General features: G+C 61.6%; 13 protein-coding genes and 1 riboswitch. Of the genes, 8 read left to right on the top strand and 5 right to left on the bottom strand.

From position 1 onward, the window contains the following. Positions 1–4: 4 nt before the first annotated feature. The 4 genes from AC07T0_RS18305 (at position 5) to AC07T0_RS18290 (ending at position 8,121) form a co-directional block, all read left to right on the top strand. On the top strand, positions 5–3,184 hold the full coding sequence (locus AC07T0_RS18305) for an efflux RND transporter permease subunit (RefSeq protein WP_495002539.1): 3,180 nt from the start codon (positions 5–7) through the stop codon (positions 3,182–3,184). Next, complete coding sequence (locus AC07T0_RS18300; RefSeq protein WP_495002538.1) at positions 3,181–4,608, top strand: efflux transporter outer membrane subunit; 1,428 nt, start codon at positions 3,181–3,183, stop codon at positions 4,606–4,608. The genes AC07T0_RS18305 and AC07T0_RS18300 overlap by 4 nt, the downstream gene beginning before the upstream one ends. 234 nt (positions 4,609–4,842) lie before the next feature. Continuing rightward, a complete protein-coding gene (locus AC07T0_RS18295; RefSeq protein WP_495002537.1) occupies positions 4,843–6,942 on the top strand; it encodes an EAL domain-containing protein in 2,100 nt (699 codons plus the stop codon). Positions 6,943–7,068: 126 nt separating this feature from the next. Next, complete coding sequence (locus AC07T0_RS18290) at positions 7,069–8,121, top strand: tetratricopeptide repeat protein (protein WP_495002536.1); 1,053 nt, start codon at positions 7,069–7,071, stop codon at positions 8,119–8,121. A 91-nt stretch (positions 8,122–8,212) separates the two neighbouring features. Here the strand turns inward: AC07T0_RS18290 and AC07T0_RS18285 are convergent, their stop codons facing one another. From AC07T0_RS18285 to AC07T0_RS18265, 5 genes are all read right to left on the bottom strand, one after another. Further along, positions 8,213–8,590: a response regulator gene (locus tag AC07T0_RS18285; RefSeq protein WP_495002535.1), complete on the bottom strand. Its 378-nt coding sequence runs from the start codon at positions 8,588–8,590 to the stop codon at positions 8,213–8,215. A gap of 77 nt (positions 8,591–8,667) precedes the next feature. Next, positions 8,668–9,849 (bottom strand): hybrid sensor histidine kinase/response regulator, encoded by a 1,182-nt coding sequence (locus AC07T0_RS18280; protein ID WP_495002534.1) that lies wholly within the window; start codon positions 9,847–9,849, stop codon positions 8,668–8,670. Continuing rightward, positions 9,843–10,448, bottom strand: a complete 606-nt coding sequence (locus AC07T0_RS18275) for a chemotaxis protein CheB (RefSeq protein ID WP_495002533.1) — start codon at positions 10,446–10,448, stop codon at positions 9,843–9,845. Before AC07T0_RS18275 ends, AC07T0_RS18280 begins: the two co-directional genes overlap by 7 nt. Beyond that, on the bottom strand, positions 10,445–11,287 hold the full coding sequence (locus AC07T0_RS18270; RefSeq protein WP_495002532.1) for a CheR family methyltransferase: 843 nt from the start codon (positions 11,285–11,287) through the stop codon (positions 10,445–10,447). The genes AC07T0_RS18275 and AC07T0_RS18270 overlap by 4 nt, the downstream gene beginning before the upstream one ends. Next, entirely contained in the window at positions 11,260–14,754 is a 3,495-nt protein-coding gene (locus tag AC07T0_RS18265) for a response regulator (RefSeq protein ID WP_495002531.1), read from the bottom strand. The genes AC07T0_RS18270 and AC07T0_RS18265 overlap by 28 nt, the downstream gene beginning before the upstream one ends. Positions 14,755–15,017: 263 nt before the next feature. On the opposite strand from AC07T0_RS18265, the gene AC07T0_RS18260 reads away from it, so the two are divergent. The 4 genes from AC07T0_RS18260 (at position 15,018) to AC07T0_RS18245 (ending at position 17,123) form a co-directional block, all read left to right on the top strand. After that, a complete protein-coding gene (locus AC07T0_RS18260; RefSeq protein ID WP_495002530.1) occupies positions 15,018–15,374 on the top strand; it encodes a response regulator in 357 nt (118 codons plus the stop codon). A 119-nt stretch (positions 15,375–15,493) separates the two neighbouring features. After that, positions 15,494–15,719, top strand: a riboswitch (cobalamin riboswitch). A 96-nt stretch (positions 15,720–15,815) separates the two neighbouring features. After that, a complete protein-coding gene (locus AC07T0_RS18255) occupies positions 15,816–15,998 on the top strand; it encodes a CbtB domain-containing protein (RefSeq protein ID WP_495002529.1) in 183 nt (60 codons plus the stop codon). A 10-nt stretch (positions 15,999–16,008) separates the two neighbouring features. After that, on the top strand, positions 16,009–16,710 hold the full coding sequence (locus AC07T0_RS18250) for a CbtA family protein (protein ID WP_495002528.1): 702 nt from the start codon (positions 16,009–16,011) through the stop codon (positions 16,708–16,710). Beyond that, entirely contained in the window at positions 16,707–17,123 is a 417-nt protein-coding gene (locus AC07T0_RS18245; protein ID WP_495002527.1) for a cobalamin biosynthesis protein, read from the top strand. The genes AC07T0_RS18250 and AC07T0_RS18245 overlap by 4 nt, the downstream gene beginning before the upstream one ends. The last annotated feature ends 32 nt before the right edge of the window (positions 17,124–17,155 follow it).

The raw sequence follows: 17,155 nt of genomic DNA, 5'->3' as shown, positions 1-17,155 counted from the left end.
CACGATGAATTTTTCCCAGTTCTTCATATCAAGACCGATTTTCGCGGCGGTGCTTTCGCTGCTGATCCTGATCGCGGGCGCCATCTCGCTGTTCCAACTGCCCATCAGCGAATACCCGGAAGTGGTACCGCCGACCGTGGTGGTGCGTGCCAACTTCCCCGGCGCCAACCCCAAGGTGATCGGTGAAACCGTGGCCGCACCGCTGGAACAGGCGATCACCGGTGTCGAGAACATGCTCTACATGTCCTCGCAATCCACCGCCGACGGCAAGCTGACCCTGACCATCACCTTCGCCCTGGGCACCGACCTGGATAACGCGCAGGTGCAGGTGCAGAACCGCGTGACCCGCACCGAGCCCAAGCTCCCGGTGGAAGTGACCCGTATCGGTATCACCGTCGACAAGGCTTCGCCCGACCTGACCATGGTCGTGCACTTGACCTCGCCGGACAAACGCTACGACATGCTCTACCTGTCCAACTACGCCTTGCTCAATATCAAGGACGAATTGGCCCGCCTTGGCGGCGTCGGTGACGTGCAGCTGTTCGGCATGGGCGACTACTCCCTGCGGGTCTGGCTCGATCCGAACAAGACCGCTTCGCGCAACCTGACTGCCACCGATGTGGTCAACGCCATTCGCGAGCAGAACCGCCAGGTCGCGGCCGGTCAGTTGGGTGCGCCACCCGCCCCCAACGCCACCAGCTTCCAGCTCTCGGTCAATGCCCAGGGTCGCCTGGTCTCCGAAGAAGAGTTCGAGAACATCGTGATTCGTGCCGGCGACGACGGCGAGATCACCCGCCTGAAAGATATCGCCCGGGTCGAGCTCGGCTCCAGCCAGTACGCCCTGCGCTCGCTGCTGAACAACCAGCCGGCGGTAGCGATCCCGATCTTCCAGCGGCCGGGCTCCAACGCCATCGAAATCTCCAACGAAGTCCGCGCCAAGATGACCGAGTTGAAGAAGGCCTTCCCCGAAGGCATGGACTTCAGCATTGTCTATGACCCGACGATTTTCGTACGCGGCTCCATCGAAGCAGTGGTCCACACCCTGTTCGAAGCGCTGATCCTCGTCGTGCTGGTGGTGATCCTGTTCCTGCAGACCTGGCGCGCCTCGATCATCCCGCTGGTCGCCGTGCCGGTGTCGTTGATCGGTACCTTTGCGGTCATGCACCTGTTCGGCTTCTCGCTCAACGCCCTGTCACTGTTCGGCCTGGTGCTGGCCATCGGTATCGTGGTGGACGACGCCATCGTGGTGGTGGAGAACGTCGAACGAAACATCGGCCTGGGCCTCAATCCGGTGGAAGCCACCAAGCGCGCCATGCGTGAAGTGACCGGTCCGATCATCGCCACGGCGCTGGTACTGTGTGCGGTGTTTATCCCGGCGGCCTTTATCTCCGGGCTGACCGGGCAGTTCTACAAGCAGTTCGCCCTGACCATCGCCATCTCCACCGTGATTTCGGCATTCAACTCGCTGACCTTGTCGCCAGCGCTGGCCGCGGTGCTGCTCAAAGGTCACGACGCACCGAAGGATGGTTTCTCCAAGTTCCTCGACAAACTGCTGGGCGGCTGGCTGTTCCGTCCGTTCAACCGCTTCTTCGACCGCGCCAGCCATGGTTATGTCGGCACCGTGACCCGCGTTATCCGGGCCAGCGGCATCGCCCTGGTGCTGTACGCCGGCCTGATGGTCCTGACCTGGTTCGGTTTCGCCAGCACCCCGACCGGTTTCGTCCCGGCCCAGGACAAGCAATACCTGGTGGCCTTCGCCCAACTGCCGGATGCGGCGAGCCTGGACCGCACTGAAGACGTGATCAAGCGTATGTCCGACCTGGCCCTGAAACAGCCTGGCGTGGAAAGCGCGGTGGCCTTCCCTGGCCTGTCGATCAACGGTTTCACCAACAGCCCGAACGCCGGTATCGTCTTCGTGACGCTGAAGCCTTTCGACCAGCGCAAGGACCCGAGCCAGTCCGCCGGGGCCATTGCCGGCGCCCTGAACGGCAAGTTCGCGGGGATCCAGGAAGCCTACATGGCGATCTTCCCGCCACCACCGGTACAAGGCCTGGGCACCATCGGCGGTTTCCGCCTGCAGATCGAAGACCGCGGCAACCTCGGTTACGACGAGCTGTACAAAGAAACCATGAACATCATCGGCAAGAGCCGCAGCGTGCCGGAACTGGCCGGGTTGTTCACCAGCTACACGGTCAACGTGCCACAGGTCGATGCGGCTATCGACCGGGAAAAGGCCAAGACCCACGGCGTCGCCGTCAGCGACATCTTCGACACCCTGCAGATCTACCTGGGTTCGCTGTATGCCAACGACTTCAACCGCTTCGGTCGCACCTATCAGGTCAACGTCCAGGCCGAACAGCAGTTCCGCCTTGAGTCCGACCAGATCGGCCAACTGAAAGTACGTAACAACAAAGGCGAGATGATCCCGCTGGCGACCTTTATCAAGGTCAGCGACACCTCGGGGCCGGACCGCGTCATGCACTACAACGGCTTTATCACCGCGGAAATCAACGGCGCCGCGGCACCGGGCTACAGCTCCGGCCAGGCCCAGGTGGCCATCGAGAAGCTGCTCAAGGCTGAATTGCCCAACGGCATGACCTACGAGTGGACCGACCTGACCTACCAGCAGATCCTCTCGGGCAATACCGCGCTGTTCGTGTTCCCACTCTGCGTACTGCTGGCGTTCCTGGTACTGGCCGCCCAATACGAAAGCTGGAGCCTGCCACTGGCGGTGATCCTGATCGTGCCGATGACGTTGCTGTCGGCCATTACCGGGGTGATTGCCTCGGGTGGCGACAACAACATCTTCACCCAGATCGGCTTGATCGTACTGGTGGGCCTGGCGTGCAAGAACGCGATTCTGATCGTCGAGTTCGCCAAGGATAAGCAGGAAGAAGGCCTCGATCCGCTGAGCGCGGTGCTGGAAGCCTGCCGCCTGCGTCTGCGGCCGATTCTGATGACCTCCTTCGCCTTCATCATGGGCGTGGTACCCCTGGTGTTCTCCAGCGGTGCCGGTGCCGAGATGCGCCATGCCATGGGTGTCGCGGTGTTCTCCGGGATGCTCGGGGTGACCTTCTTCGGTCTGCTGCTGACGCCAGTGTTCTATGTATTGATTCGCCGCTTTGTCGAGCGCAGCGACGCTCGCAAGGCCGCCCGGGCCCTCAAGCTGGAGGCGCAACAATGAGCAATCTGAAAGCCTTTCTGCCGAGCCTGCTGGTACTGGCGCTGGCCGCCTGTACGGTTGGCCCGGACTACAAGGCGCCGGCCACGGAGAAGGCGAACATCACCGCCGCCACCGACGGCAGCGCCGGACAGAAGAACTATGACCGCGCACGTTTCCAGGGTATCTGGTGGCAGCAGTTCGACGATCCGACCCTGAACCAGCTGGTGACTCAGTCACTGGCCGGCAACCGTGAATTGCGCGTGGCCTTCGCCCGCTTGAAAGCGTCGCGGGCGATCCGCGACGATGTCAGCGACGATGCCATGCCGACCATCACCAGTCGTGCCAGCGCCAACGTCGGCAAGGGCCAGGTGCCGGGTACCACCGAGCAACGGGTCAATAGCGAACGCTATGACCTGGGCCTGGACATGGCCTGGGAAGTCGACCTGTTCGGCCGTATCCGCCGCAACCTGGAAGCCGCCGATGCCGACCAGCAGGTGGCCGAAGCCGACCTATACCAGCTGCAAGTCACCATGATTGCCGAACTGGTGGACGCCTATGGTCAACTGCGCGGCGCGCAACTGCGGGAAAAGATCGCCGTGGCCAACCTGAAGAACCAGCAGGAGTCCAAGGGCATCACCGAAAGCCTGCGTGACGTCGGCGTCGGCGATCAGCTCGACGTGGTCCGTGCCGATGCGCGTCTGGCGGCGGTCGAGGCCACGGTGCCACAACTGCAGGCCGAGCAGGCCCGCGAGCGCAACCGTATCGCGACCTTGCTGGGCGAGCGCCCGGACACCCTGTCGGTGGATCTGGGGCCGAAGGACCTGCCGGCGATTTCCAAGGCTTTGGCCATTGGCAATCCGGGCGACCTGCTGCAACGCCGTCCGGATATCGTCAGCGCCGAACGCAAGCTGGCCGCCGCCACCGCGCGGATCGGCGTGGCCAAGGCCGACCTGTTCCCACGGGTCAGCCTCAGTGGCTTCCTCGGCTTTACCGCCGGGCGTGGTTCGCAGATCGGCTCGTCCGCCGCCAACGCCTGGGCCCTGGGCCCGAGCATCACCTGGCCGGCGTTCAACCTCGGTAGCGTCAGGGCCCGCTTGCGCGGGGCCAACGCCGAAGCCGAAGGCGCCCTCGCCAGTTACGAGCAGCAAGTGTTGCTGGCTTTGGAAGAATCGCAGAACGCCTTCAGTGATTACGGCAAGCGCCAGCAGCGCCTGATCTCGCTGATTCGCCAGAGCGAATCGAGCCGTGCCGCCGCCGACCTGGCTGCGATTCGCTACCGCGAAGGTACCGCCGACTTCCTGGTCCTGCTCGACGCCCAGCGCGAACGCCTGGCCGCCGAGGACAGCCAGGCCCAGGCCGAGACCGACCTGTATCGCGGCATCGTGGCGATCTACAAGTCCCTGGGTGGCGGCTATGAGCCGCAAACAGTGGCCAGCAGCAACTGATTCAAGACCTCCCGGGGTTGGATGCCCTCCGACCCTTTTTCAGCCCCGCACCACCTTGGTGGCGGGGCTTTTTTTCGCCCGGACTCCAGCCTGTCAGCCCCAAGCGCCTTTGGCCCCGGGGCTTTTTCAAGCAGCGACTTGGCCTTTTCAGGCCATCTCGGGATATGCTCACCTCCGGGGCCGCGATGATAGCCATGTGCTCCGACAGGACTGAAGGTCAAAAGGGGTTGGGCAATGTCGCAGTCAGTCTTCCAGTTGTTCCTGACCCATCGCCTTGCCGCACTGGCCGGTGCCGACTCATTGCGAGCCATCCGCGAAGGGTTGCTGTGGTTGCTGCCGTGCCTGCTGGTGTCGACGGCGTTCCTGATCCTGTCGGCCTGCGCACGCCTGGCGGGGCTGCCCGACGACGAGGTGAACTTCCTCGCCGGGCTGCACGAGAAAATCAGCGGCGTCCTGCCCTTGCTGGTGGCCGCGTCCATCGGCTATATGCTCGCCATCCGCTATCGCCTGCCCCAGGTGCCGGTGGCCTTCCTGTGCCTGGCCCATGTGGAAATCGCCATCTACCTGCTCAGCGACTTTCCCCGCGCCGCCGCAACCCTGGTGCTGTTTATCGCCATTGCCTCGCCGCTGATCAACGTACCGATCATGGCCTGGCTGTACCGCCAGTCCTGGACCCGCCTGGTACGGGAAAACGTGGTCGGTTTCAATGTGCGCGACAGCATCAATGCGGTGGTCCCGGGCCTGCTCACCACCGCCCTGCTGGTCATCGCACTGTCGCTGCTGTTGCAGATTCCCCTGATCGCCCAGATGCAGGTGCCCTTCGACCGCGAGGCGCTGGACCATCCTTACCGCTACGGCGCGCTGATCAGCGCCAGTAACTCGGTCCTGTGGTTCTTCGGTATTCATGGCCTGCACGCCATGCAGCCAGTGTTCAGCGTCCTCGACGAGGCGGTGAATATCAATCAGATCAACCTCGCCGCCGGGGAGCCGCATCGCTATATCCTCAACAGCGGCCTGCTGGGCTGCTTCGCCTTTATCGGTGGCTCCGGCGCCTCGTTGTCGCTGATCGTCGCCGTGCTGCTGTTTACCCGTGATCGCTCCTTGCGCCTGCTGGCCCTGGCCGCGGTGCCGCTGTCGCTGTTCAACGTCAATGAGATTCTGCTGTTCGGTTTGCCGATCATTCTCAACCCGCGCCTGTTCATCCCGTTCCTGCTCACCCCGATGCTCAACGCACTGCTGGCGGTGGCGGCGGTTCAGGCCGGCTGGGTGGCGCCGATGGTCACCGGCATGCCGCTGAACTCGCCGGTGTTGCTCAACGCCTACCTGAGCACCAACGGCGACTGGGCCGCGGTGGTCCTGCAACTGGTCCTGCTCGGTATCGGCAGCCTGATCTACGCCCCCTATGTGATGGGCCTGCACCGCCAGCAGGAAAGCGACGACGGCATCTATATCAAGTCCTTCGACACCACCTTTCGCAGCCTGGAGGAAAAGGGTCGGCTGTTCGAGCTCGACCCGGTGGCGGCCGCGTACAAGAACGACGCTCGCCGGGCCCGGGAGCTGGAGCGGATCCGCCAGATCAGCGAATACGAGTTTTACCTGGAGTTCCAGCCACAGATTTCCAAGACCAGCGGCCTGTGCACCGGTTGCGAGGCGCTGATGCGCGTCCGCGACACGGACGGCAACACCCATTTACCCTGGGAATTCCTCAAGTGGCTGGGCCAGGCCAAGCTGATGCCGGATGTCGACCTGTGGGTAGCCTCCCAGGCACTGGAGCAACATCGGCGCTGGCGCAAAGCCGGCTTCGAACTGCCGATGACCATCAATGTGACCGGCGCCACCCTGGGCGTGCCGGAGTACGGCGAGCGCTTGCTGGAGATCCTCGCCCAGGCCCAGGGGATGATCTCCATCGAGCTGACCGAGGACGCCCTGGTCGGCGATATCCAGGTGATCAATCGCCTGACCGAACGCCTGCACGGTTTCGGCGCCAAACTGTATATCGATGACTTCGGCACCGGTTATTCGGCGTTGAGTTACCTGCACCAGTTCAAGATCGACTGCATCAAGATCGACCGCAGTTTTGTCGTCGCCCACTGCCATCCCGAGGGTGCGCGGGTCTTGAATGGCATGCTGCGACTGTGTGAAGCCTTGAATCTGGGGATCATCGTCGAGGGCGTGGAAACCCAGGAGCAGTACGACGCCCTGCACTCGTCCACGGAACTGGTGATCCAGGGCTGGTACTTCAGCAAGGCGATCCCCGGCGAACGGATGCCGGAATTCGTCCGCCAGCGACAAGCATTGCCGCGGGAGAGCAGCGGCTTGATGCTGCCGGGCTGACCTGCCGCCGGAGCCGGAGCCGGAGCCGGTGGACTATGTGTTGACCTGAGTCGCGGGTTTGACTCCTGAACGCGGCTGACCGAAGCTGGTACATTCAGCAAACGCTCGCCAGCTCACGGACCCTGCATGACGAAGCCCCACCGCTACCTGCTTACCAGCCTGTTGCTGCTGCTTGCCCTTGGCCTTGTCTGGCACTGGCTGCCCGGCAAGCTCGCCGCCCCCCAGGCCCCACATATCAATTACGGCCAGGCGCTGAAGCAGGCGCATAATGGCCTGCCCGGCGCGGCACGGGTGCTCTACCAGCAACTGGCGCGGACCGATCTGACGGATGCCCGCCGGGCCGCCTTGCATGCCGAACTGCCCAATTACCCCAGTCCACGGGCTTTGAAGCTGGCCGATAAGGATTTGCAGAATCCCTCGCCAGTGGTCCGCGAGGCGGCGATCGAGAGCATTGTCGGCCTGGTTCCGGGGGCCCAGCGCAGCCTGTTGCTCGGCCCGGTGCTCGAAGACCGCGAGCAATCCGTGCGCTTCGCCGCCGCCAACGCCATGCTCGGTTTGTCAGCGGATGACCAGGGCTTGTATTACGGTCCGCTGCAACAGGTGGTGGACGAGTACGAACGGACCCTGGCCGCCCAGTCGGAAAGCGCCGAGGCGCAGTTCCAACTGGCGCGGTTGTACCTGCATGAGGGGCAATTGGACAAGGCGCAGGCGGCGCTGGAGCACGTCTCGCGGCTGGAACCGGACAACCTCAAGGCGCTGGTGGCCCAGGTCGAGTTGCTGGACAAGCGCGGGCAACCGGACCAGGCCCGGCAGTTGCTGGCCAAGCAGTTGCAGGTACAACCGCAATCGGCCTACCTGCAACATGCCCTCGGCGTCTGGCTGCTGCGCCACGGCCAGACCGAACTCGCCGTACTGGGGCTGGCCAAAGCGGTGGAGTTGCAACCGGAAAACGCCGAGTACCGCTACAAGCTCGCCACCACCTTGCATGACTTGCAGCAGATCGAGGCGGCCCAGCGGCAACTGGAAGAGATCGTCCAGCGCCAACCGTCGAACCGCAAGGCGCGGGTGCTGCTGATCAGCTACTGGAAGGAAACCGGGCAGTTGCAGAATGTGCAGATTCTGCTTGCCCAGCTGGAGCAACAGAATCCGGATGATCCGGCGTTGCAGCAGGGATTGTAGGCACCCGTTTGCTGCGGGCGGCGTTCCGACGCTGAGGCCCTTGTTACATCGCCGGCAAGCCGGCGCCTACAGGGGGTACGGCGCTCCAGACTCACGCCAGCAGCTTGCGGATCTGTTCCTGGAGCACATCCAGGTCGAACGGCTTGGCCAGGATCGGCGCACTGTGGGCGATGGGACTGTGGGATTCACGGATTTCCGCCGGGTAACCACTGATGAAAATCACCTTGAGGTCCGGACGCAGCTTGACCGCGGGCTCGGCGATGTCCACTCCGGAAATACCCCCGGGCAAACGAAAATCGGTGATCATCAGGTCCAGGTTGGGTTTGCTCGCCAGGATCGCGAACGCCTCTTCGCCATTTTCCGCCTGCAACACCCGATACCCTTCGTGGGAGAGGTAGGTGGAAAGCACCAGCAGGATCGAGGCATCGTCCTCGACGATCAGTACGACGTCTTGTGCATCTTCACTCATGGGAAGCCTTCATTCTTAAAATTGCTGCCAATACGACCATCGGCTCAGCCAGAGGTTGCGTCTGATGTCGGCTTTTCCTACAGAGGCAGGCAAACGCAGAACAAAGCCCCTTCGCCAAGGGTACTCTCGACGGTGATGCGACCACCATGGGCCGCGACAATCTGCTCGGAAATAAACAAGCCCAGGCCCAGCCCGGCGGCGGCATGACTGCCGGAAACCCGCTCGAACTGCTGGAAGATCCGCGCCTGGTCATCTTCGCTGATACCGATGCCACGGTCACGCACTTCAATTCGGGCCTCATGCCCGTGGCGGTAGACGCGCACTTCGATCGGGCTCTTGGCGCCGTAGCGCAAGGCGTTGGTCAGCAGGTTGGAGACAACCTGCTCGATACGGAACTCATCCCACTCGCCTTCCAGTGAAGCGTCCCCGCAATAGCTGACCGTCGACTCGGCCGCGGCCACCTGCGGCGCGAAGCCCTCCAGAAACTTGTCCACCAGGCGCACCAGGTCCAGGCGCGCGGGACGGATCGACAGTTTGCCGGTACGGATGCGCGAAACGTCGAGCATGTCTTCGATCAGGCGAATCAGGCTCTGGATCTGCCGCTCGTCGCGCGCGACCATGCTACGCATCTTGTCCAGGGTGAAGGCGGCCGCATTGTCCCGGGCCAGGTGCATCTTGCGCAGCTGGGTTTCCAGGATCAGCCCGTTGAGCGGTGTGCGCACTTCATGGGAAACGATCGACATGAAGTCGTCGCGCATGCGCACCGCGTGCTGCAGCTCTTCCTGGGTCGCCTGCAGCTTTTGCAGCAGCAGTCCCTGCTCGCGACGACTCTGCTCGAGGGCCTCGACCTGCAGCTTCATTGCCTTGCTTTGGCGGTAGAGGTCGACAAAGACACTGACCTTGCTCTTCACCGCATGAGGGTCGAGGGGTTTGTGCAGAAAGTCCACCGCGCCGCTCTCGTAACCCTTGAAGGCGTAGTTGCGCTCGCGACCGGCGGCACTGACAAAGACGATGGGAATATTCTTGGTTTTCTCGGTACCGCGCATCAACTCGGCCAGTTCGAAGCCATTCATACCCGGCATCTGCACATCGAGAATGGCCATGGCGAACTCGTGCTGAAGCAGCAGCGACAGTGCTTCGTCGGCCGACAGTGCCTTGTAGACAATGCGGCCCTCGCGCTTGATCAGCGCTTCCAGCGCCAGCAGATTCTCCGGCAGATCGTCAACAATCAGCAGTTTGGCCTGGATAGTACTCAGCATGTCATTTGTTCCAGCTCGACAAGCAGGCGGCCGATGCCCTGCAAAGAAAGAAGGTAGTCCGGCTGGTGCAACGCCAACGCGGCTTCAGGCATGGTTGCCACCCGGGCGTCGTTCGGGTCTTGCACCACGGTCAGGCCACCCTGGCGCTGGATCTGCAGCAGACCCGCGGCGCCGTCCTGATTGGCGCCGGTCAAGAGTATGCCCAGCAGGCGTGAACCGTAAGCGTCCGCCGCCGACTCGAAGAGATAATCGATCGAGGGCCGGGAATAATGCACCCGCTCTTCGCGGCTTAAGGAAAAGCTGCGGTCCTGTTCGATGGACAGGTGATAACCAGGGGCGGCGAAGTACAGGGTGCCTGGCACGATGCTCTCTTTGTCGTCCGCCTCTTTCACCGGCAACGCCAGGCGTCGCCCGAACACCTCGGCCAACTGGCTGCGATGCCCTTCCGGCATATGCAGGACGATCACGATCGGCAGGCTGAACCGCGCCGGCAGCGCGCCGAACACCGTCATCAGAGCTTCGACCCCGCCTGCCGAAGCGCCCACGACCACCGCCTCGAGCCGTTTGCGGTCAGTGCTTTGCTGTAGCGGGCCGTTCATGATTTACGGTAGATCCGTGCTTGTTTGACCAATGCTTCGAACCGCTTGCCATAGGCGGAAAAATCCAGCGTCTCCTTGCTGCCCAGCACCAGGAAACCCCGGTGGCACAAGGACTCGTGAAATAAACTGAAGGCTCGATCCTGAAGTTTTTTATTGAAATAAATCAATACGTTACGACACGAAATTAATTGTGTTTCGGAGAATACACTATCCGTCGCCAGGCTGTGATCGGCAAAGGTCACGTTTTCCCGTAGGGTCTTGTCGAAAATCGCGTAGCCGTAGGCCGAGTTGTAGTACTCGGCAAAGTCGCGCTGGCCTCCGGACGCCCGGTAGTTGTCGGCATAGGTGCGTACGTTGTCCAGGGTAAAGATGCCCTGCTTGGCTTTTTCCAATGAATGCGGGTTGATATCGGTGGCATAGATGATCGTGCGTTCGAGCAAACCCTCTTCGCGCAGCAGGATCGCCATGGAGTACACCTCTTCCCCGGTGCTGCACCCGGCGACCCAGATCTTGATCGACGGATAGGTCTTGAGCAGCGGCACCACCTCCTGGCGGATCGCCAGGAAATGGCCGGGATCACGAAACATCTCGCTGACCGGAATGGTCAGGAACTGCAGCAACTGCATGAATGCCGCCGGATTGTGCAGCACCCGTTCCTGCAGCGCCGAAATGGTCGCGCAATCAAGCTGACGCAGGGCATGCAGGACCCGGCGTTTGACGGACGCACCGGAATAATCGCGAAAATCGTAGCTGTACTTGAGGTAGATCGCCTCGATCAACAACCGCAACTCGATGTCGGAACTTCGATCCACTAGATCCTTTCCATCTTCGGTAGCCATACACGGATCAACGAGAACAATCGATCCAGATCAATCGGTTTGGCCAGGTAGTCGTTGGAGCCGGCCTGCAGGCAGCGCTCCTGGTCATCCTTCATCGCCTTGGCCGTGACCGCGATAATCGGCAGTTTGCGCCAGCGCGGGTCCTTGCGGATTTCCAGGGTCGCTTCGTAACCGTCCATCTCCGGCATCATCACATCCATCAACACCAGGTCGATGTCCTCCACTTCGTTGAGTCGCTCAATCGCCTCACGGCCATTACGGCCAATTTCGACAATCGCGCCCTTATGCTCCAGCGCACTGGTCAAGGCGAAGATATTGCGCACATCGTCGTCCACCAGCAGGATCTTGCGCCCTTCGAAGACCTTGTCGCGACTGCGGGCGGTCTTGAGCATGCGCTGTCTTTCATGGGACAGCTGGGATTCGACTTTGTGCAGAAAGAGTGTCACTTCATCGAGCAGGCGCTCCGGCGAGCGCGCGCCCTTGATGATGATCGAGCGTGAATACTTGTGCAGCTCGGCCTCTTCGTCGCGGGTCAGGTTGCGCCCGGTATAGACGATCACTGGCGGAAAGGCACGGATGTCTTCGGTGGACATGCGCCGGAGCAGTTCGTTGCCGAGCATGTCCGGCAGTTTGAGGTCGATGATCATGCAGTCGAAGACATCGGTGCGCAGCAGATCGAGGGCTTCCTGGGCAAAACCCACGGCGGTGATCTCGATATCGTCGTCGCCGATCAGCCGGGCGATGCTGTCGCGTTGCAGGTCGTCGTCTTCCACCAGCAGCACGCGCTTGAGCTTCTGGGTCAGCTTGGCTTCCAGGCGCGTGAAGATCTCCTTGAGTTCGTCGCGAGTGGTCGGCTTGAGCGCATAGCCCATGGCGCCCATGTGCATGGCGACCTCGGTGCGATCCTCCACGGAAATCACATGCACCGGGATATGTCGGGTCGGCGCCTGTTCCTTGAGGCGCTGCAGCACCGTCAGGCCAGAGTGATCCGGCAGGCGCATGTCCAGCAGGATCGCGTCGGGGATGAACTGGGCGGAGAGCTCGAAACCCTCGTCCGCGCCATGGGCCACCAGGCATTGGTAGCCCAGTTCATGGGCCAGGTCGTAGAGAATCTGGGCAAATTTCGGTTCATCTTCGATCACCAGGATACAGCGGCTGGTGAACGGGCCTTTTTCACGGTCGTCGGCAAAACGCTGGATCGGTGCTTCCACGACCAGTGGTGGCCGATTGCGCGGCGGGTCCAGTGACTCCAGCGGCGCCGGGGGTGCCACCACCGGCGCGGGGCCCGCGCCGTCGCGGCGTTCCACATAACGCTCCGGCAACACCAGGGTAAACACACTGCCTTGCCCGGGCTGGCTGGCCACGTTGATGGAACCTCCGAGCAGCGCCGCCAGATCGCGAGAAATCGACAGGCCAAGACCGGTGCCGCCATAACGGCGGTTGGTGGTGCCGTCCGCCTGGCGGAACGCCTCGAAGATGCTCTCGTGTTGTTCGGCGGCGATACCGATGCCCGAGTCGCGGACGGCAAAGGCAATACCGACACCGGGTTGGCGCGACACGCTCAGGCTGACCCGGCCCGTCTCGGTGAACTTGATGGCGTTGGACAGCAGGTTCTTCAGCACCTGTTCCAAGCGCTGGCGATCGGTGAACAGCGTCGCTGGCAGGTCGCCACGCATCTCGAGCTCAAAGCCCAACTGTTTGTCACCGGCCAGTGGCTCGAACATATTGCGCAGCCCCTCCACCAGACGCTCGATGCTGGTATTTTCCGGGCGCAGCTCCAACTTGCCCGCCTCGACTTTGGAGATATCGAGGATGTCGTTGATCAGGTTGAGCAAATCGTTGCCCGCGCTGTAGATCGATTCAGCGAACTTGACCTGTTCCGCCGTGAGGTTCTCCTGCGGGTTCTCCGCCAGCAGCTTGGACAGGATCAGCGAACTGTTGAGCGGCGTACGCAGCTCATGGGACATGTTGGCAAGAAACTCGGATTTGTACTTGCTCGAACGCTGCAGCTCCTCGGCACGCTCCTCGAGCTGGATCTGGGCCAGGTTCAGCTGGTTGTTCTTGAGGTCCATCGCGTCGCGCTGCGCGGCCAGGGCCAGGGCTTGTTCGGCCAACTGTTCGTTGGTCTGTTCGAGTTCGCTCTGCTGGCTTTCCAGGTGAACCTGCGATTCCTTGAGCACCTGGGACTGTTCTTCCAGTTCCTCGTTGGCGGTCTTCAGCTCTTCCTGCTGGACTTGCAGCTCTTCGTTGAGCTGCTGGGTCTCGGCCAGGACCTCCTGCAAGCGCTGGCGGTAACGCGCGGCCTCGATGGAAGTGCCAATATTGTCGGCGATCAGTTCCAGCAGTTCGATGTCACGTTCGTTCAGCGGACGCAGGAAACCCAGCTCAATCACCCCGTTGACCCGCTCATCGTTAGTGGTCGGCACCACCAGCACACTGCGCGGCGACCCCTCGCCCAGGCCCGAACTGACCTTGAAGTAATCCATCGGCACTTCGTCCAGGCGGATCAGACGGCCCTGGCCGGCGGCTTGGCCAACCAGGCCTTCATCGTTGAAGATCGCCTGTTCCTGCCGATCCTGCTCGCGGGAAAAACCATAGCTGGCGACACGGGTCAGGCCCCCCTGCTCTTCGCGGACATACAATGCCGCCACAGCGCTGCCCATGTACTGGGCGCAGAATTGCAGGATATTGCGCCCCAGCAGATTCAGGCTCAGTTGGCCCAGCACCTGCTCGGCCAGCTCGGTCTGGCCACTGCGTAGCCAGGCTTGCTGTTCCAGCCGTTCCGCACTCTTGACTTGTGACGCGAGATTTTTTGCATAACTACTTGAAAGTGATAACAAATCACGTCGACCTACAAAGGCCAGCAAGGCACTCAGGCCCAGCACAAAGATGAGATAGAGGACGATGCTCCAGATCGTGGTGCGGCTTACGGTCTCATTGCGCGCGAGCCGCAGTTGCTGCTCCATGTCGATGGCGTTCTCAAACTCGCTACGGATCTCGTCAACCAGGCGCTTGCCACGCCCCGCCTGGATCACCCCCTGGTAGTCGCCGCTGGAGCGCCTCAGTTCGATCATCCGCTGAGCGTATTCGCTCCAGGCGCCCTGCAAGGCTTCGATGCGTTTGAAGCGGTCGACCTGCTGCGGATTATCCGCGGTCAGTTGCTGCAAGCTGCGCAGTTCGGCAATGATCTTCGGCTTGGCGACTTCGTAGGGGTCGAGGAAATGCTCGTCACCGGTAATCAGGAAACCGCGCATACCGGTTTCCAGATCCACCGAGAGCTTCATCGCCTCGTTGCTGTTATTGATCACCCGGTCGGTATGCTCGACCCACTGGATCACCGACAGCAGATAGGTGATCAGCGCGACGAAAAATACCGCACTGAGGACCCCGACGCCCAAGGGCAGGCTAATGTTGCGACTCAATAACTTGCGAAAGCTTTGTTCATCCACCGAAGACGACGAATTCATTTCAGGGCCCGGATTAAAGTTATTGATTATCAAGGAGTCTGCCGTATGTACGAATAAAAGACCGCCATTTTTCTCACAGCTTAGAATGCAATGCCCCAGGCCGCACTGTCGTGACGCGATGACAGACCTTAGCCTATCATCTTGTACAGTCGGATTTTTTTGTACAGGCCGGGGAACTTGCCTGGCCCGGTGGTTTACTGATACCAGAGGCCGAGCGGTTCAGCGAACTTGATCCATTCCTCACTTTTTCGGGATATACCCTCATGCCAGTCCCCCCCGCCACCATCCTTGTCGTTGAAGACGATACCGTCGTGCGCATGCTGATCGTCGATGTCCTGGAGGAACTGGCGTTCAATGTCCTGGAGGCCGACGGCAGCGAAAAGGCCCTGGATATCCTTGGACAGGCCGACACCCGCATCGATTTGTTGATGACCGATGTCGGACTGCCCGAAATGGATGGCCGCGAATTGGCCAAGGCCGCCTGCCAAATGCGCCCGGGGCTGCCCGTCCTGTTTGCCAGCGGCTACGCCGAAAGCATCGAACTGGCGCCTGGCATGCAGGTGATCAGCAAGCCCTTTTCTATTGATCAGTTAAGGCTAAAGATCAAAAATATTATATAAGCACATGATTTATATGAAATATTTATTCTAGAATTCACTTTAACTCGGGGCTGGGCCAGCGCATTCGCGACCACCACTGCGCCCTCTACTGCATTGACGCGCCCGGCCCAGCGTGTTTACCTAGTGGCCTTGTTTTGGGTGCCCTTCACAGGGTGAAACGGGAAACCGGTGCGTCAGCCTGTCTGTCTTCAGGCCTGATCAGTCCGGTGCTGCCCCCGCAACGGTAAGCGAGAGAAGCGTCAGAGCCACTGTGTCGACACCGGCATGGGAAGGCGACGCTTGAAGAGTCGGGCCCTGCCCAACTCCCTCGCAAGCCCGGAGACCGGCCCAGAAATAATCGATGACAAACCTGCGGTGGGCAGGCGCTGTTGTAATCTCCGGGCGCCCGCCCGCCGAGGTTCTTCGCGCCTTTCCGCCTGCTAAAACTCAAAGGGAAGCGCCATGTCAACCACTACCGTCCGCCACTCGACCGCCATCAGCACCCTGAGCCAGCGCCTCGTCGCCGCCATCGGTGCCACCATCCTGGGCGCGGCATTGGTCTATTTCGCCGGGTTATCACCCATCGACGTCGTCCACAACGCCGCACACGATACCCGTCACAGCTCTGCCTTCCCGTGCCATTGAGACGCCAGCCATGATCAAGCGTATTGCGCAAACAGCGGGATTCACCGGCTTGCTGGCCGCCCTGTTGCTGACCCTGCTGCAAAGCTTCTGGGTCGCCCCGCTGATTCTCCAGGCGGAAACCTATGAAAAATCCGCGGCAGCCGAGGCTCACGAACACCAGCACGTGGCCATGGCCGGGCACGTACACGACGAAGAGGCCTGGGAGCCGGAAGACGGCTGGCAGCGCGTGTTGTCCACCACCGGCGGCAACCTGGTGGTGGCCGTCGGTTTCGCCTTGATGCTGGCCGGCCTCTATACCCTGCGCGCGCCGAACCGCACCGCCCAGGGCCTGCTCTGGGGCCTGGCCGGTTATGCCACGTTCTGCCTGGCACCGACCCTGGGCCTGCCGCCGGAACTGCCGGGCACTGCCGCGGCGGACTTGCTGCAACGGCAGATCTGGTGGGTCGGCACCGCAGCGTCCACGGCGGTTGCCATTGCCCTGGTGGTATTCGGCAAGCACTGGGCGCTCAAACTGCTGGGCGTGGCCATTGTCGTGGTGCCCCATGTGATCGGCGCACCGCAGCCGCAAGTTCATTCCAGCCTGGCGCCAGAAGAGCTGGAAGCACAATTCAAGATCGCCTCGCAACTGACCAATGCCGCGTTCTGGCTGGCCCTGGGCCTGATCAGTGCATGGCTGTTCCGGCGCAAGACCAAGGCTCACTACTCGGCATGAGCACGACGCCAATCCTCGCGGTTGGCCTCGGCTGCCGGCTCGGCTGTAGCGCCTCGACCTTGCAGGTGCTACTGGAGCAATCTTTGCTGACCCATCGGATCGACCTCAAGGAAATCAATGGCTTGGCAAGTATTGATGGGAAAAAGGTTGAACCCGGCCTGCGGGAACTGGCACAGCGCCTGAACCTGCCGCTGGTGTTCTTCAGCGCGACCGAGCTGGCACCTTACGAGGCTCGGCTCAGCCATCGTTCCAGCCAGGCCTTCGAACAGACCGGCTGTCATGGCGTCGCAGAAAGTGCCGCGCTGGCCCTGGCCGAACAGTTGGGGCAAGCCCGTGCGAATCTTCTGATTTCACGCCAAAAGCATCCTCAGGCGACCTTTGCACTGGCCTGGACCGGGCAAAACCCTCGATAATCACCGCCGTCTACATGAGCGTTGTTCATGTA

The organism is Pseudomonas sp. GW821-FHT04D07 (assembly GCF_059420225.1).
The sequence above is the reverse complement of the archived record's forward strand: the minus strand, read 5'-3'. Positions and strand labels throughout refer to the sequence as shown.